We start from the raw sequence: 17,553 nt of genomic DNA on the forward strand, positions 1-17,553 counted from the left end.
GCATCTTCGCGCCTTCTGACATCGGCTGCGGAGTGAACTATGGTGCCGGGCCCCTCTGGCGAGAGTTTTTACGGCGCTCTCGCGATGTCGGTACCGCCTGCAGATGAGCCGGCGGATTTCTTTTCATGAATAGTTTGACCATGCCTTACCCGCATGCCGTCTTTGGCACGCGGCTGCGCTTTCGACCCGAATATCTTCCTTCCGTTTGCGGTGAGGTGCGCCCATGACGCAGCCCACCTCCTCCAGATCCGTGCTCGGCTATTTCGGCTGGGCTTTCGCTGTTACGGCCGCTGGTCTCGCCCTTGGCGCGCTGCTGGGCTGGAATGCGACCGGCACGTTCAGTGGCCTCGCGACAGCCTTTTTCATCTGCGCGGTGCTGGCCGTGCTGGAGATATCGCTCTCCTTCGACAACGCCATCGTCAATGCCAACAAGCTGAAGGAAATGACGCCGCTCTGGCAGCACCGCTTTCTGACCTGGGGCATCGTCATTGCCGTCTTCGGCATGCGTATCGTCTTCCCGCTGGCGATCGTCGCCATCGCGGCCTGGATCAATCCCTGGGAAGCGCTGAAGCTTGCGGCCGCAGAGCCGGAGCAGTATGCGCGGATCATGCAGGACGCGCATTTGCCCATCGCCGCTTTCGGCGGCACCTTCCTGATGATGGTCGGCCTCACCTATTTCTTCAATCAAGAGAAGGATGTGCACTGGATCGCTTTCCTGGAAAAGGCGATGGCGCGTTTCGCCACCATCAAGGGTATCGAGATCGCCTTCGTGCTGATCCTCATTCTGGTCTTTTCTTCCCTGCTCGGCGGCGAGGAGGCGACGACATTTCTCCATGCCTCCATCTACGGTCTCCTGACCTTCCTGCTGGTGGAAGTTCTCGCCGGCTTTCTCGATGCATCGCAGAAGACGATGAGCGCCGCCGCCAAGGGTGGCTTCGGCGCCTTCCTCTACCTCGAGGTTCTCGACGCCAGCTTCTCCTTCGACGGCGTCATCGGCGCCTTCGCGCTCACCCAGAATCTCTTCATCATCGCCATCGGCCTCGGCATCGGCGCCATGTATGTGCGCTCCATGACGATCATGCTGGTGGAAAAGGGTACGCTTGCCCACTATCGCTACCTGGAGCACGGCGCCTTCTACGCCATCCTGATCCTCTCGGTGATCATGTACATCCAGACGCTCATGCATATTCCCGAGGTCATCACCGGCCTTGGCGGAGCGGCCCTGATCGGTATCTCGCTGTGGTCGTCGATCCGCTACAACAAGCGCAACGGCGTCACGCATGAACCCGCTCATGAAGAACCGGGCGATCGGGCCGAGGCGTAGCAGAGAATGTATGATCGTTGCCGCACCCAATGGCGGCAACGATCATGTCTCGTGGCAAACGATCCGCCACACGACTGCCTCCTTTTCGTCGAAACGTAACCTCCCCGATGACAGTCTATTAGAATTTCCACACTAAGATCGATGAAGTTCCCAGTCGACGGCAGATCGCAATGACGATATGAGTTGTCGAGAGAATGATATTGATAATCTTATAGGTTGCAAACCTTCGCGTAACGCTTGAATAAGTGTCTAGGAGAGAGAAAGAATGGCAGCAAGAATCGTCCCGGTGATCATGGCCGGAGGCAAGGGAACACGGTTATGGCCGCTGTCTCGTGCCTCGGCGCCGAAGCAATTCATTCAGTTCATCGGCGACAGGACGCTCTTTCAGAACACGCTGGAGCGCGTTTCCGATCCCGAGCTTTATGAAGCGCCGATCGTCCTCACCAACGAAGAATTCCGCTTTCTCGTCGCCGAACAGGCACGCGAGCTCAACCTGAAGCTGGCCGCCGTGCTGCTGGAGCCGGTGGCTCGCAACACCGCCGCCGCCGTCGCCGCCGCCGCCGCGCTCGTCACCGAGCTCTTCGGCAAGGACGCGACCATGCACGTCCTTGGCTCCGACTACGAGATCGACGCCACCACGACCTATTATGATTGCGTCCGGATCGCCCGTGATACAGCACTTCAGGGCAAGCTCGTCACCTTCGGCATCGCGCCGACCGAACCGGCAACCGGTTACGGCTATATCGAAAGCGGCAAGGCGCTGCCGACCGGCGCCCATGTCGTCAAGCGCTTCGTCGAAAAGCCGGTGCTCGAAAAGGCCAAGGAGATGATCGCCAGCGGCGGATTCTACTGGAACTCCGGCATGTTCATGTTCTCCGCCGCCCAGCTCCTTTCCGAAATTGGCGAATATGCGCCAGAGGTCGAAAAGGCGGCCAGCAAGGCTGTTGCCAAATCGAAGCGCGACCTCGATTTCACTCGCCTCGATGCCGACGCCTTCGCAAAGAGCCCGGACATCTCCATCGACTACGCGCTGATGGAAAAGACGGCAAACGCAGCCGTCGTCCCCTCGCCCTTCACCTGGTCTGATCTCGGAAGCTGGGATTCGGTCTGGAAGGTCGGCAAGCAGGACGACAACGGCAATGTCGCCGCCGGCAGCACGACGCTGATCAACACCAAGAACTCGCTCGTCATGACCCATGGCATCCATCTCGCCGTGCAGGGGCTTGAGGATGTCGCGGTCATCGCCAGCGAAGACGCCGTCTATGTCGGCCATCTCAAGGACAGCCAGGAAGTCGGCAAGCTGGTCAAGCTGCTGGCCGGCCACAAGACCACGGCCAAGCTCACCGAGACGCATCCGACATCCTATCGTCCCTGGGGCGGCTATACCTCGGTGCTGAATGGCGAACGCTTCCAGGTGAAGCGCATCTTCGTGCTGCCCGGCAAGAAGCTGTCGCTGCAGAAGCATCACCACCGTTCCGAGCACTGGATCGTCGTCAAGGGCACGGCCGAGGTGACGGTCGGCGAAAACGTACAGATGCTGCGCGAGAACGAGTCGGTCTACATCCCGCTCGGCGAGGTGCATCGCCTGTCCAACCCCGGCAAGATCCTGCTGGAGCTGATCGAGGTGCAGACGGGCTCCTATCTCGGCGAAGACGACATCATCCGTCTAGTCGATGAATTCGGCAGAAGCTAGCGCATAACCCCTTAAATCGGAATCGATTTAAGGAAAGGATTTTGCGCCAGTTCAAAGTGTTACAGCGACCCTAGCGCGTCCGGTTGGACGCACGGCGCAGTAAGGTCTTAGACAGCAATGATTTCCAGGCGGCGGGCAAAAGCCCGCCGTTTTATTTTTGCATCCGTGTGCTGACCCCGATTGACCGCCAAGACGCCTTGCATTCTCTCGCTGCATTGCACACACTGCCGACGGGAACAGCAACTGCCGCACAACGATGCGGGGCTAGGCAAAGAGACATATGGCGATCAAAGCAAGCATCTATCATCTCACCCACTATAAGTACGACAATCCGGTCCGCCTCGGCCCTCAAGTCATTCGCCTGAAACCCGCCTCGCATTCCAAGACCCGCGTGCTCAGCCACTCCTTGAAGGTCACGCCCTCCAATCATTTCGTCAATCTGCAGCAGGACCCCTACGGCAATTATCTCGCCCGCTTCGTTTTTCCCGATCCGGTGACCGAGCTGAAGATCGAGGTCGATCTCGTTGCCGACATGACGGTCTACAATCCCTTCGATTTCTTCGTCGAGGAAGAGGCCACCAAATGGCCCTTCGACTATCCCGAAACCCTTCGCGAGGATCTGTCGATCTACATGAAGCCGGAGGTGCCGGGGCCGCGCCTCGAAGCCTTCCTCGCCACGCTCGACCGCTCCGAGCAGCAGCCTACAGTCGACATGATCGTCGGCATCAATGCACGGCTGCAGCAGGAGATCGGCTACGTCATCCGCCTGGAAACCGGCGTGCAGACGCCGGAGGAAACGCTGGAGACAGCCAAAGGGTCCTGTCGCGACACCAGCTGGCTGCTCGTCCAGGTCCTTCGCCACCTTGGCCTCGCCACCCGCTTTGTCTCCGGCTACCTCATTCAGCTCACCCCGGACCTGAAGGCGCTCGACGGCCCCTCGGGCACGGAGGTGGACTTCACCGACCTGCATGCCTGGGTGGAGGTCTATCTTCCCGGCGCCGGCTGGGTCGGCCTTGACCCAACCTCGGGGCTTCTCACCGGCGAGAGCCATATTCCGCTCGCCGCGACGCCGCATTACCGCAACGCCGCCCCGATCTCCGGCGGCTATTCCGGGCAAGCCAATACCGAGTTCGACTTCGCGATGACGGTCACCCGCGTCGCCGAGCACCCACGCATCACCAAGCCTTTCTCCGACGAAAGCTGGGATGCGCTGAACGCGCTCGGCGAAGAGGTCGATCGCGTCCTGCAAAGCGACGACGTACGCCTGACCATGGGCGGTGAGCCGACCTTCATCTCGATCGACGACTTCGAGTCAGAAGAATGGAACACCACCGCCGTCGGCCCGACCAAGCGCGACATGGCCGATCAGCTGATCCGCCGCCTGCGCGACCGCTTCGCGCCCGGCGGCTTCCTGCATTACGGCCAGGGCAAATGGTATCCGGGCGAAAGCCTGCCGCGCTGGACCTTCTCGCTTTACTGGCGCAAGGACGGCAAGCCAGTCTGGCAGAACCCCGCTCTGATTGCGCAAGAGACCGCAAAGACCGGCGCCAACGTGGAGGATGCCGGAAAGCTTCTGAGCGCGATTGCCAGGGAGCTGGCGATCGAGCCCGAGATGGTGCTGCCAGCCTATGAAGACCCGGCCGAATGGATCATCAAGGAAGGCAGCCTGCCGGAAAACGTCGATCCGTCCAACTCGAAACTCAAGGACCCCGAGGAACGCAGCCGCATCGCCCGCGTCTTCGAGCGCGGCCTGACGACGGCGACCGGCTATGTCCTTCCCGTGCAGGCCTGGAATGCGCGCGCCTCGGGCACACGCTGGCTCAGTGAGAAATGGAGCACACGGCGCGGCAAGATCTACCTGATGCCGGGTGACTCGCCGATCGGCTACCGCCTGCCGCTGGGCACCCTGCCCTATGTGCCGCCATCACGTTATCCCTATATCCATACCGTCGACCCCTCCATCCCGCGCACGCCTTTGCCCGATGTCATCGTGCCGGCGGGCCGCGCCATGCCTGAAGCGTCCTTCCAGGCCGGCGAAGGCGCGCAATCGCGCGTCGAACAGACACTTGGCGATATCCGTGGTGCTGTGCGCACGGCCATCTCGGTCGAGCCGCGCGACGGACGGCTCTGTGTCTTCATGCCGCCGACCGAAGGGATCGAACAGTATCTCGAACTGCTGGCCGCTGCCGAAAATGCGGCGGCGGAACTCGGACTGCCGGTGCATATCGAAGGCTATTCACCGCCTCAGGACGAGCGCATCAACGTCATCCGCGTCGCCCCCGATCCCGGCGTGATCGAGGTCAACATTCACCCGGCGTCGAACTGGCAGGACTGCGTTGACATCACCACAGCGGTCTATGAAGAGGCCCGGCAGACCCGCCTCGGCACCGACAAGTTCCTGATCGATGGCCGCCACACCGGCACCGGCGGTGGTAACCATGTCGTCGTTGGCGGCGCCAATCCGGGCGACAGCCCCTTCCTGCGCCGGCCGGACCTGCTGAAGAGCCTGGTGCTGCATTGGCAGCGCCATCCAGCGCTCTCCTACCTTTTCTCCGGCCTGTTCATCGGCCCGACCAGCCAGGCTCCGCGCCTCGACGAGGCGCGTCACGACAGCCTCTACGAGCTGGAAATCGCGATGTCCCAGGTGCCGGCGCCGGGCCACGGCATCCCGCCGCTGCCCTGGCTCGTCGACCGCCTGTTCCGCAATCTTCTGACCGACTCCAGCGGCAACACCCATCGCTCCGAAATCTGCATCGACAAGCTGTTTTCACCGGATGGACCGACCGGCCGCCTGGGGCTGGTGGAATTCCGCGGCTTCGAAATGCCGCCGAACGCCCGCATGAGCCTTGCCCAGCAGTTGCTGGTCCGCGCCCTCATCGCCCGCTTCTGGCGCAATCCGATCGACGGTAATTTCGTCCGTTGGGGTACCGCATTGCACGACCGTTTCATGCTGCCGCATTATATCTGGCAGGATTTTCTCGATGTGCTCGCCGACCTCCGGCAAAACGGCTTCGACCTCCGTCCCGAATGGTTCCAGGCCCAACTCGAATTCCGCTTCCCCTTCTGCGGCGAAGTCGAATACGAGGGGAGCAAGCTGGAACTGCGCCAGGCGCTCGAACCTTGGCATGTCATGGGCGAAGAAGGTGCGGTCGGCGGCACTGTCCGTTATGTCGATTCATCGTTAGAGCGGTTGCAGGTGCGGCTCGAAACCAACAATCCCGAACGCTACACCGTCGCCTGCAACGGCCGCGCCATGCCGCTGACGCCGACGGGTGCCTCCGGCGTTTCGGTTGCCGGCGTCCGTTACAAGGCCTGGCATCCGGCTTCCGGCCTGCATCCGGTTCTGCCGATCAATACGCCACTGACCTTCGATATTTATGATACATGGTCGAAACGTTCGATTGGCGGCTGCATCTACCATGTTGCCCATCCGGGCGGCCGGAACTATGACACTTTCCCCGTCAATGGCAACGAAGCCGAAGCGCGACGCTTGGCGCGCTTCGAGCCTTGGGGGCATACGGCGGGCGATTATACCCTGCGGGCGGAAACGGTGTCGGGGGAATTTCCGCTGACGCTTGATCTCAGGCGGCCGATAGGAGTTTGAAACAGGAATAAGCATGCGCAAAAAAACAGCGACGAAACGGCGTGACGAGGTGAAGGCTGGCATCGGCAACGATCCGGCCTTTGCCTATTCCGCCCTGCCTGGCGTCGCCGACGAGATGGTGGACAATACCGGAGCAGTGCGCCCGGTGTGGCAGAACCTGCTCTCCGCGCTCAGCCGCATGCCGGAACAGGAACTTCTGGAACGGTTCGCTCGCGCCGACCGCTATCTGCGCGACGCCGGCGTCTTCTATCGTGCCTATGGCGCAAAGGGCCTCAGCGAACGCAACTGGCCGATTTCGCATATTCCGGTGCTGATCGACGAGCGCGAATGGCAGACGTTGTCGGAAGGACTTTGCCAGCGCGCCGATCTGCTCGAAGAGGTCATCGCCGATATTTATGGCGAGAACCGGCTGGTGCAGGAAGGCCTGCTGCCGCCGGCGCTGGTCGGTGGCAATCCAGAATTCCTGCGGCCGCTTGCCGGCATCAAGCCCGCCGGCGGTCACTATCTGCATTTCCTCGCCTTCGAGATCGGCCGCGGTCCCGATGGCAATTGGTGGGTGCTGGCCGACCGTGCCCAGGCGCCATCCGGCGCCGGCTTCGCGCTGGAAACCCGCGTCGCCACCACCCGCGCCTTTTCCGACATCTACGCCGAAACCAACGTGCATCGCCTCGCCTCCTTCTTCGGCGCCTTCCGCGATACGCTTCAGGGCGCAAAGCGCGGCGCGACGGATCGCATCGCCGTCCTGACGCCGGGGCCTGCCAACGAGACCTATTACGAGCACGCCTATATCGCCCGCTATCTCGGCTTCATGCTGCTCGAAGGCGAGGATATCACCGTCGTCAACGACCAACTCATGGTCCGCACCGTCGCGGGGTTGCGGCCGATCAGCGTGCTCTGGCGCCGCCTCGACGCGTCCTATTCGGACCCGCTGGAGCTCAACCAGCAATCCCATATCGGCACGCCGGGCCTGGTCGAGGCGCTGAGGGCGCAAACGGTCTCTATCGTCAACGCGCTTGGCTCCGGCATCCTCGAAACCCGCGCGTTGCTTGCCTTCATGCCCACCATCTGTCGGCATTTGCGCGGCGAAGAGCTGAAGCTGCCGTCGATCGCCACCTGGTGGTGCGGACAGAAGGCCGAGCGCGCCCATGTCGCCAAGCACATCGAAAAGATGGTGATCGGCCCGGCCTATTCCTGCATGCCCTTCTTCGACGATAGCGGCCAGTCCGTGCTGGGCTCGACGCTGCGCACCACCGCCAAGGAATCGATCGCCGACTGGCTGGCGAAGGATGGCCAGAAGCTGGTTGGCCAGGAGGTCGTCACGCTCTCAACGACGCCCGCCTGGGTCAATGGCAAGCTGCTGCCAAGGCCGATGAGCCTGCGCGTCTTTGCCGCCCGCACCGAAAAGGGCTGGCAGATCATGCCCGGCGGCTTTGCCCGCATCGGCAGCGGCGACGATGTCGCCGCCATCGCCATGCAGGCCGGTGGTTCGGCCGCCGACGTCTGGATCGTCTCCGACAAGCCGGTCGAGCGTCACACACTGCTGCCGGCCGAAGAAACCTTCACCCGCAACATGCCCGGCAGCCTGCCGAGCCGAGCCGCCGACAATCTCTTCTGGCTCGGCCGCTATATCGAGCGCGCCGAGGGGGCATTGCGCATCCTGCGCGCCTGGCACGCGCGCTTTGCCGAATCGGCCGATCCCACCCAGCCGCTACTCGCCGATGTCAGCGCCTATCTCGGGGCCGTCGATATCGACACCGAGGAGGCCGTGCCGGAAAGTCTGCTGCGCAACATCGAAAGCGCCGTCTATTCCGCCAGCAACATCCGCGACCGCTTTTCTCCGGACGGCTGGCTGGCGCTGAACGATCTCGCCAAGACCGCTCGCCGCTTCCACGAAACGGTCAAGCCCGGCGATGATGCCAGCCATGCCATGACCATCCTGTTGCGCAAGCTTGCGGGCTTTGCCGGTCTCGTGCATGAAAACATGTACCGCTTCACCGGATGGCGCTTCCTGTCGCTCGGCCGCTATATCGAGCGCGGAATGCACATGACGCGCCTGCTCGGCCATATGTCCGGCCCGGAAGCGCCCGACGGCGCGCTCGACATGCTGCTCGAAATCGGCGACAGCGTCATGACCCATCGCCGCCGCTACAACGTCAACACAGCGCGGCTGACGGTGACCGATCTGCTGGCACTCGATCCGCTCAATCCGCGCTCGATCCTGTTCCAGATGAACGAGATCCACCGCGAAGTGGAGCAACTGCCGAACGCCTTCGTCAACGGCCAGATGTCGCCCTTCTACCGCGAAGCCATGCGGCTGCATTCGGGCCTGGCCGTCATGACCCCGGAAACGATGAACGACGAGGTCTATCAGCGGCTGGAGCGCGAGCTCGAACGGCTCTCCGACCTCCTGGCCCAGACCTATCTCGGATGATGTGATGCTTTACGACCTGTCGCTGCACATGGGCTATATCTACGACGTACCGGCGAGTGGCGCGCGCCACATCATGCGCTTGCTGCCGCTGTCGCTTGCCAACCGCCAGCGCCTGATTGCCGGCTCGCTGAAAGTCTCGCCGCATCCGGACGAGCAATCGAACTTCACCGATTTCTTCCAGCATCCCACGACCTCGATCCTGGTGCGCAATCACCACGAAAAGCTGGATATCCACATGCAGGCGCGCGTGCAGGTGGAGAGCCAACCGGTCGCCGCCGACTTCTCGCCCGTGCTTGCCAATCTGCCGGACGAGATCAGCGACTGCTGGACGGTCGACTCGTCCTCGCCGCATCATTTCCTCGGAACCAGCCCACGCCTGCCGGAAACACCCGAGATCGCGAGCTATGCCCGGCAATGGGAGGCGACCAATCTGACCGTGATGCAGATCGCCCATGCCGTCTGCACCCAGATCTACAAGGATTTCACCTATGACGCCAAGGCGACGACGGTGGATACCACGCCGAAGGAGGCGTTTCGCCTGAAACGCGGCGTCTGCCAGGATTTCGTGCATGTTATGATCATCGCACTGCGCAGCCTCGGCATTCCCGCCGGCTACGTCAGCGGCTTCCTGCGCACCATCCCGCCGCCCGGCAAGGAACGGCTGGAAGGGGCCGACGCCATGCATGCCTGGGTGCGCGTCTGGTGCGGCGAAACTGCCGGCTGGATCGAGCTCGACCCGACCAACAACATCCCCGCCGGCACCGACCACATCGTCGTCGCCTATGGCCGCGACTATTCCGACGTCGCCCCCGTCATCGGCGTACTGAAGGGCTATGGCAGCCAGAAGACGGTCCAGGCCGTGGATGTTATTCCACTAAAGCAGCAATAATTACATCATTCACTAAAAGTCGAACGACCATCTAAACCGCGAACTTAGACTTTTCGCCGACATTCGCCACCAGTCTGAGGCTATTACTTCGTTGGGGCGAACGTGATGATCATTGGTTCGAGTAAATTTCGCGATATATTACAACTTATACACGATCGCGCGGGCAATTTCGGCATCCTGACCGCAGTTGCTCTTCCGGTCGTGGCGGCGACAGCAGGCGTGGCCGTCGACGTTTCCAACATGGCCGTTTCCAACAGTCAGCTGCAGCAGGCAACCGATGCGGCCGCGCTTGCGACGGCAACGGCGCTTGGCAACGGCACCGCAACGACAACCAATGCCCAGCAATTGGCGACCCAGTTCGTGACCGGGCAAATGTCGAACTATCTTGACGGCGATACGGATGCCATCAACTCGCTCAAGACCGGCACGAGCGCGAGCGTGACAAAAACCACGGATTCCTCCGGTAACGCTGGTTATACCGTCGTTGTGGATGCATCCTATTCGATGCAAACGAATGGCATGACACGCATGCTCGGTTTCTCGTCGATGAACGTTGGGGCATCGAGCACAACGACCAGCGGCGTCGGAGCCTCTTCCGAAACGCAAAAGAACCCACTGTCGATGTATCTCGTTCTCGATCGGTCCGGCTCGATGGACGAGGCGACGAACACAGTCAATACTGAGAAGCCGACCACCACTTATACCTATACCTGCAGAACGACGAACTCATGGGGCTTACCGGTCAACGGCAGCTGCACGGGCACAAAAACCAACTATTACACAAAGATAGAATCGCTGAAGATCGCGGTCACCAACCTCGCGACGCAGCTCAACAAAGCCGATCCGAATAACCAATATGTTCGCACAGGTGCAGACTCGTATAACTCCATCGCTCAGACACCTTCGGCGCTAGCTTGGGGTACAACCGGTGTCACCAGATACGTCAACAATCTGACGGCAAGCGGAACGACGAATTCGGCGCCGGCCTTCACGGCGGCGGTGACGGCTCTGACACTGGCATCCACGACACCGGGACTCACAAACGAACAGCTGCAACACAAAAACAAAAGTGGAATAGCGAACCCGTCCACATACATCGTCTTTATGACAGACGGCGAAAATAACGTCGCAAACGCTGATACAGACACCAAGAAGCAGTGCGATAAAGCACGCAATGCCAGCATCCGCGTCTACACCATCGCCTTCATGGCACCGGAAAACGGCGAAGCATTGCTGAAGTATTGCGCGACGACGGCCTCCGACTATTTCACTCCGCAGAATGCCGCAGATTTGTTCAGCGCCTTCTCATCAATCGCCAGCCAGACATCGAAGCAAATCACTCTTCTGAGCAAATAAAGTCCGGCGCGGGCACTGACCACCTCGGATAGATCATAAACGACAAAAGCCGCTCCGGGTCGTTCCGGGGCGGCTTTTTCTAGTCAATCAATCCCGCGATAAGAGCCGGAAAAACAATTGAAATCAAGTCTTTTCGCCGCCCCTGGAGCTCCGGTCCGCTATTTTCATCTCCGTCCGAATTCACCTGTTGCAACAACTTTACATCGGTGCGTAAACTGCTAGTTAGACGAGATGGCAATTTGGTTTACTCAGGCGTAACATCCTGAATATAAATCACAAATGGCGAGAGTTGATAGTATGAATAACTTGACGAAGGCCAATCTCCCCGCCCCAGCTCCCCGCAGTTCCCGCTCTGAAATCCTCGCGGAGGAAATCATCGAGCGCCTGACCTACCGCATCGGCAAAGACGCGAAAGTCGCCAAGCCGCATGACTGGCTGACCGCGACCATCCTCGTCATTCGCGACCGCGTCATCGACAAATGGATGGAATCGACCCGCAAGGTCTACGAGACCGGTGCCAAGCGCGTCTATTATCTCTCCCTCGAATTTCTCATCGGCCGTCTGATGCGGGACGCCGTCTCGAACCTCGGCCTCATGGAGCAGATCACCAGTGCGCTCTCCTCACTCGGCGTCGACATTCGCGTCATCGCCGGCCTCGAGCCCGACGCCGCACTCGGCAATGGCGGCCTTGGCCGTCTCGCCGCCTGTTTCATGGAATCGATGGCGACCGTCGAGGTCCCGGCCTATGGCTACGGCATTCGTTATGTCCACGGCCTTTTCCGGCAGCAGATGGCCGACGGCTGGCAGGTGGAGCTGCCGGAAACCTGGCTTGCCCATGGCAATCCCTGGGAATTCGAGCGCCAGGAAAGCGCCTATGAAATCGGCTTCGGCGGCTCCGTCGAAACCGTTGGCGGTCACGATGACCAGCCCCGCTATGTCTGGAAACCGGCCGAGCGCGTTATTGCCGCCGCTTTCGACACGCCCGTGGTCGGCTGGCGCGCCAAGCGCGTCAACACGCTACGCCTCTGGTCGGCACAGCCGATCGACCCGATCCTGCTCGACGCCTTCAACGCCGGCGACCATATCGGTGCGCTGCGCGAAAGCAACAAGGCCGAAAGCCTGACGCGCGTCCTCTATCCGGCCGATGGCACGCCTGCCGGCCAGGAACTGCGTCTGCGCCAGGAGTTCTTCTTCTCCTCGGCCTCGCTGCAGGACATCCTGCGCCGCCATCTGCAACAATATGACGACCTGAACAATCTGGCCGACAAGGTCGCGATCCAGCTCAACGATACCCACCCGGCCGTTTCCATCGCCGAAATGATGCGCCTGCTGGTCGACGTGCACGGCATGGAGTTCGAGCACGCCTGGGATATCACCCGCAACACCTTCGGCTACACCAACCACACGCTTCTGCCCGAAGCGCTGGAAAGCTGGCCGGTGCCGCTGTTCGAGCGGCTGCTGCCGCGCCACATGCAGATCATCTACACGATCAATGCCAAGATCCTGCTCGAGGCCCGCAAGACCCGCAATTTCAGCGACGCAGAAATCCGCTCGATCTCGCTGATCGACGAGAACGGCGACCGGCGCGTGCGCATGGGCAATCTCGCCTTCGTCGGCTCGCACTCGATCAACGGCGTTTCGGCGCTGCATACCGACCTGATGAAGGTCACGGTCTTCGCCGACCTGCACAAGCTCTATCCGGACCGCATCAACAACAAGACCAACGGCATCACGCCGCGCCGCTGGTTGATGCAGTGCAATCCGGGCCTGACCGGCCTCATCCGCGAGGCCATCGGCGATGAGTTCCTCGACGACGCAGAAAAGCTGAAGCCGCTCGATAAGTTCGCCCACGACAGCGCCTTCCAGGAAAAATTCGCCGCCATCAAGCGCGCCAATAAGGTGCAGCTTGCCAATCTGGTCGCCAGCCGCATGGGCATCAAGCTCGATCCCAACGCGATGTTCGACATCCAGATCAAGCGCATCCACGAATACAAGCGCCAGCTTCTGAACATCATCGAGACCGTGGCGCTCTACGACCAGATCCGCTCGCATCCGGAGCTGGACTGGCAGCCGCGCGTGAAACTCTTCGCCGGCAAGGCGGCGCCGAGCTATCACAATGCCAAGCTGATCATCAAGCTCATCAACGATGTCGCCCGCGTCATCAATAACGACCCGTCGGTGCGCGGCCTGCTGAAGGTCGTTTTCGTGCCGAACTACAATGTCTCGCTCGCCGAAATCATGGTTCCGGCAGCCGATCTCTCGGAGCAGATCTCGACCGCCGGTATGGAAGCATCCGGCACCGGCAACATGAAGTTCGGCCTCAACGGCGCGCTGACCATCGGCACGCTGGATGGCGCCAATGTCGAGATGCGCGACAATGTCGGCGCGGACAATATCGTCATTTTCGGCCTGACGGCCGATGAAGTCGCTAATCTGCGCAGCGACGGCCACGATCCGCGCGCCGTTATCGCGCGCTCGCGCGAACTGGCCCAAGCGCTCGATGCCATCGCCTCGGGCGTCTTCTCTCCGGACGACCGCACTCGCTATGCCAGCCTGATCGACGGTATCTACGCCCACGACTGGTTCATGGTCGCGGCCGATTTCGATGCCTATGCCGCAGCCCAGCGCGAAGTGGATGCCCTCTGGGCCAAACCCTCCGAATGGTACACCAAGACGATCAACAACACCGCTCGCATGGGCTGGTTCTCCTCCGACCGGACGATCCGTCAATATGCCAAGGAAATCTGGAGAGCCGGATGAAGAAGCCGAAAAGATCCGCTGACGGCGTAGCCTTGAGGGATATTTCGGCAGACGAGATTGCTGCAATTCTCGCAGGCACCCATTCAGATCCTTTCTCCGTCCTCGGCGTACATCGTACGGATGATGGCTTCATCGCCCGTTGCTTCATCCTCGGCGCGGAAGCCGTGACCGCCATGGCGCTCGACGGCACCGTCATCGGCGAACTGGATTGCCTCGACCCGGCCGGTTTCTTTGCCGGCAACGTCAAAATTACCAAGCTGCAGCCGGTCCGTTATCGCGCTCGGCGCGGCGACGTCGAATGGGCGGTGACAGACCCCTACAGCTTCGGTCCGGTCCTCGGCCCGATGGACGACTACTTCCTCAGCGAAGGCACGCATCTGCGCCTGTTCGACAAGATGGGCGCGCACCCGCTGAAACACGAGGGTGTGCAGGGCTTTCACTTCGCCGTATGGGCGCCGAACGCGCAACGCGTTTCGGTGGTCGGCGATTTCAACGGCTGGGACGGCCGCCGGCATGTCATGCGCTTTCGCTCCGACTCCGGCATATGGGAGATCTTCGCGCCGGATGTTCCGGCGGGCATTGCCTACAAGTTCGAAATCCGCGGCCATGACGGCGTGCTGTTGCCACTGAAGGCCGATCCCTTCGCCCGCCGCAGCGAGCTGCGGCCGAAGACGGCCTCGGTCACCACCAACGAGATGACCCAGGTCTGGGAAGACACAGCCCATCGCGAGCATTGGGCAAGCGTCGACCAGCGCCGTCAGCCGATCTCGATCTACGAAGTGCATGCCGGCTCCTGGCAGCGCCGCGATGATGGCTCGATGCTCACCTGGGATGAACTCGCCTCGCGCCTCATCCCCTATTGCGTCGACATGGGCTTCACCCATATCGAACTCATGCCGATCACCGAGCACCCTTACGATCCGTCCTGGGGCTATCAGACCACCGGCCTCTACGCACCGACGGCACGCTTCGGCGAACCGGAAGGCTTCGCGCGCTTCGTCAATGGCTGTCACAAGGTCGGCATCGGCGTCCTTCTCGATTGGGTGCCGGCGCATTTCCCGACGGACGAACACGGCCTGCGCCAATTCGACGGCACAGCACTTTACGAGCATGAAGACCCGCGCAAGGGTTTTCATCCCGACTGGAACACGGCGATCTACAATTTCGGCCGCACCGAAGTGCTCGCCTATTTGCAGAACAATGCGCTCTACTGGGCCGAGAAATTCCATCTCGACGGCGTGCGTGTCGATGCCGTCGCCTCGATGCTCTACCTCGACTATTCCCGTAAGCACGGCGAATGGATCCCGAACGAATATGGCGGCAACGAGAACCTGGAGGCCGTTCGCTTCCTGCAATCGATGAACAGCAGGCTCTATGGAGCGCATCCCGGTGTCATGACCATCGCCGAGGAATCGACGTCATGGCCGAAGGTGTCGCAGCCGGTCCACGAAGGAGGCCTCGGCTTCGGCTTCAAGTGGAACATGGGCTTCATGCACGACACGCTGAGCTATCTCGCCCGCGACCACGTTCACCGCAAGTATCACCACAACGAACTGACCTTCGGCCTGATCTACGCCTTCTCGGAAAACTTCGTCCTACCGCTCTCCCATGACGAAGTGGTGCACGGCAAGGGATCGCTGATCGCCAAGATGGCGGGCGACGACTGGCAGAAATTCGCCAATCTGCGCGCTTATTACGCCTTCATGTGGGGCTATCCCGGCAAGAAGCTGTTGTTCATGGGCCAGGAATTCGCGCAGTGGAGCGAGTGGAGCGAAGAGCGGGCGCTGGACTGGAACCTGCTGCAATATCGCATGCATGAAGGCATGCGGCGCCTCGTGCGCGACCTCAACTTCACCTATCGCAGCAAGCCGGCCCTGCATGCACGCGACTGCGAGGGCGAGGGTTTCGAATGGCTGATCGTCGATGATTTCGAAAACTCGGTCTTCGCCTGGCTGCGCAAGGCGCCGGGTGAAAAGCCGGTGGCTGTCATCACCAATTTCACGCCGGTCTATCGGGAGAACTACACTTTGCGCCTGCCGGCTGAGGGACGGTGGCGCGAAATACTGAATACCGATGCCGACATCTATGGCGGCAGCGGCAAGGGGAATGGCGGGCGCGTCCAGGCCGTCAATGCGGGCGGCAGCATACAGGCAACGATAACGCTGCCGCCGCTGGCAACCATCATGCTCGAACCGGAATTTTAAGACCATTACGGACAGGGAGGAATGAAATGGTAGAAAAACGCTTTCAGCCGCTGGCGCGCGACGCCATGGCCTACGTTCTTGCCGGGGGCCGTGGTAGCCGCCTGAAGGAACTGACCGACCGCCGCGCCAAGCCGGCCGTCTACTTTGGCGGAAAAACCCGGATCATCGATTTTGCACTCTCGAATGCGCTCAATTCCGGTATCCGCCGCATCGGCGTGGCGACCCAGTACAAGGCGCACTCCCTGATCCGCCACATGCAGCGCGGCTGGAACTTCTTCCGGCCCGAACGAAACGAGAGCTTCGACATTCTGCCAGCCTCTCAGCGCGTCTCCGAGACGCAATGGTATGAAGGCACGGCCGACGCCGTCTACCAGAACATCGACATCATCGAGCCCTACGGCCCGGAATACATGGTCATCCTTGCCGGCGACCACATCTACAAGATGGACTATGAGTGGATGCTGCAGCAGCACGTCGATTCCGGCGCCGAGGTCACCATCGGCTGCCTGGAAGTGCCGCGCATGGAAGCCGTCGGCTTCGGCGTCATGCACGTCAATGAGAAGGATGAGATCATCGACTTTGTCGAGAAGCCGGCCGACCCACCAGGCATTCCCGGCAATCCGGATTTCGCGCTGGCATCGATGGGCATCTACGTCTTCCACACGAAATTCCTGATCGAATGCCTGCGCCGGGACGCCGCCGACCCGAACTCCAGCCGCGATTTCGGTAAGGATATCATCCCCTACATCGTCAAGAACGGCAAAGCTGTTGCCCACCGCTTCGCACAGTCTTGCGTTCGCTCCGATTTCGAGCGGCAAGCCTATTGGCGCGATGTCGGCACGATCGACGCCTATTGGCAAGCCAATATCGATCTCACCGCCGTGGTGCCGGAACTCGACATCTATGACAAATCCTGGCCGATCTGGACCTATGCGGAAATCAGCCCGCCGGCCAAGTTCGTCCACGACGACGAAAATCGTCGCGGCTCGGCCGTTTCCTCCGTTGTTGCCGGCGACTGCATCATCTCAGGCGCCAGCCTGTCGAACAGCCTGTTGTTTACCGGCGTGCGCGCCAACTCCTATTCCAAGCTGGAAGGAGCCGTGGTGCTGCCGAGCGTCAAGGTCGGGCGTCATGCCCAGTTAAAGAATGTCGTCATCGACCACGGCGTCAATATCCCGGAAGGCCTGGTGGTCGGCGAAGATCCTGTACTGGATGCCAAGCGCTTCCGCCGCACGGAAAGTGGTATCTGCCTGATTACGCAGACGATGATCGACAAGCTGGATATCTGACAG

The 17,553-nt window shown here is 61.0% G+C and carries 9 protein-coding genes; all 9 read left to right on the plus strand.

Annotation, left to right across the window (positions count from 1 at the left end):
* Window positions 1–223 precede the first annotated feature (223 nt).
* Window positions 224–1,324, plus strand: coding sequence for a DUF475 domain-containing protein (locus tag EX00_RS11075; protein WP_047457042.1), 1,101 nt, complete (start codon window positions 224–226; stop codon window positions 1,322–1,324).
* A gap of 265 nt (window positions 1,325–1,589) precedes the next feature.
* The gene (locus EX00_RS11080) at window positions 1,590–3,017 is read left to right on the plus strand and encodes a mannose-1-phosphate guanylyltransferase/mannose-6-phosphate isomerase (protein ID WP_047457043.1); all 1,428 of its coding nucleotides are present in this window, start codon (window positions 1,590–1,592) and stop codon (window positions 3,015–3,017) included.
* A 280-nt stretch (window positions 3,018–3,297) separates the two neighbouring features.
* Window positions 3,298–6,621 carry a transglutaminase family protein gene (locus EX00_RS11085; RefSeq protein WP_047457045.1) on the plus strand — a complete coding sequence of 1,108 codons (3,324 nt, stop codon included), beginning with the start codon at window positions 3,298–3,300 and terminating at the stop codon, window positions 6,619–6,621.
* Between the two features lie 13 nt (window positions 6,622–6,634).
* A complete protein-coding gene (locus EX00_RS11090) occupies window positions 6,635–9,052 on the plus strand; it encodes a circularly permuted type 2 ATP-grasp protein (RefSeq protein ID WP_047457046.1) in 2,418 nt (805 codons plus the stop codon).
* A 4-nt stretch (window positions 9,053–9,056) separates the two neighbouring features.
* The gene (locus EX00_RS11095; protein WP_047457048.1) at window positions 9,057–9,941 is read left to right on the plus strand and encodes a transglutaminase family protein; all 885 of its coding nucleotides are present in this window, start codon (window positions 9,057–9,059) and stop codon (window positions 9,939–9,941) included.
* A gap of 105 nt (window positions 9,942–10,046) precedes the next feature.
* On the plus strand, window positions 10,047–11,297 hold the full coding sequence (locus tag EX00_RS11100) for a vWA domain-containing protein (protein ID WP_047457050.1): 1,251 nt from the start codon (window positions 10,047–10,049) through the stop codon (window positions 11,295–11,297).
* A 297-nt stretch (window positions 11,298–11,594) separates the two neighbouring features.
* On the plus strand, window positions 11,595–14,057 hold the full coding sequence (locus EX00_RS11105) for a glycogen/starch/alpha-glucan phosphorylase (protein WP_047457051.1): 2,463 nt from the start codon (window positions 11,595–11,597) through the stop codon (window positions 14,055–14,057).
* Complete coding sequence (gene glgB, locus EX00_RS11110) at window positions 14,054–16,261, plus strand: 1,4-alpha-glucan branching protein GlgB (protein WP_047457053.1); 2,208 nt, start codon at window positions 14,054–14,056, stop codon at window positions 16,259–16,261. Before EX00_RS11105 ends, glgB begins: the two co-directional genes overlap by 4 nt.
* A 26-nt stretch (window positions 16,262–16,287) precedes the next feature.
* Window positions 16,288–17,550, plus strand: a complete 1,263-nt coding sequence (gene glgC, locus EX00_RS11115) for a glucose-1-phosphate adenylyltransferase (protein ID WP_047457056.1) — start codon at window positions 16,288–16,290, stop codon at window positions 17,548–17,550.
* Window positions 17,551–17,553: the final 3 nt, after the last annotated feature.

The sequence above is a fragment of the Martinezella rhizogenes genome (assembly GCF_000799715.1).
GTDB classification, from domain to species: Bacteria; Pseudomonadota; Alphaproteobacteria; order Rhizobiales; family Rhizobiaceae; genus Rhizobium; species Rhizobium rhizogenes_C.

Bases quoted from the DNA above. Each gene is read 5' to 3' on its own strand.
- EX00_RS11095 (WP_047457048.1), top strand. From the start codon at position 9,057: ATGCTTTACGACCTGTCGCTGCACATGGGCTATATCTACGACGTACCG.
- EX00_RS11105 (WP_047457051.1), top strand. From the start codon at position 11,595: ATGAATAACTTGACGAAGGCCAATCTCCCCGCCCCAGCTCCCCGCAGT.
- glgC (WP_047457056.1), top strand. From the start codon at position 16,288: ATGGTAGAAAAACGCTTTCAGCCGCTGGCGCGCGACGCCATGGCCTAC.
- glgB (WP_047457053.1), top strand. From the start codon at position 14,054: ATGAAGAAGCCGAAAAGATCCGCTGACGGCGTAGCCTTGAGGGATATT.
- EX00_RS11090 (WP_047457046.1), top strand. From the start codon at position 6,635: ATGCGCAAAAAAACAGCGACGAAACGGCGTGACGAGGTGAAGGCTGGC.
- EX00_RS11075 (WP_047457042.1), top strand. From the start codon at position 224: ATGACGCAGCCCACCTCCTCCAGATCCGTGCTCGGCTATTTCGGCTGG.
- EX00_RS11085 (WP_047457045.1), top strand. From the start codon at position 3,298: ATGGCGATCAAAGCAAGCATCTATCATCTCACCCACTATAAGTACGAC.
- EX00_RS11100 (WP_047457050.1), top strand. From the start codon at position 10,047: ATGATCATTGGTTCGAGTAAATTTCGCGATATATTACAACTTATACAC.
- EX00_RS11080 (WP_047457043.1), top strand. From the start codon at position 1,590: ATGGCAGCAAGAATCGTCCCGGTGATCATGGCCGGAGGCAAGGGAACA.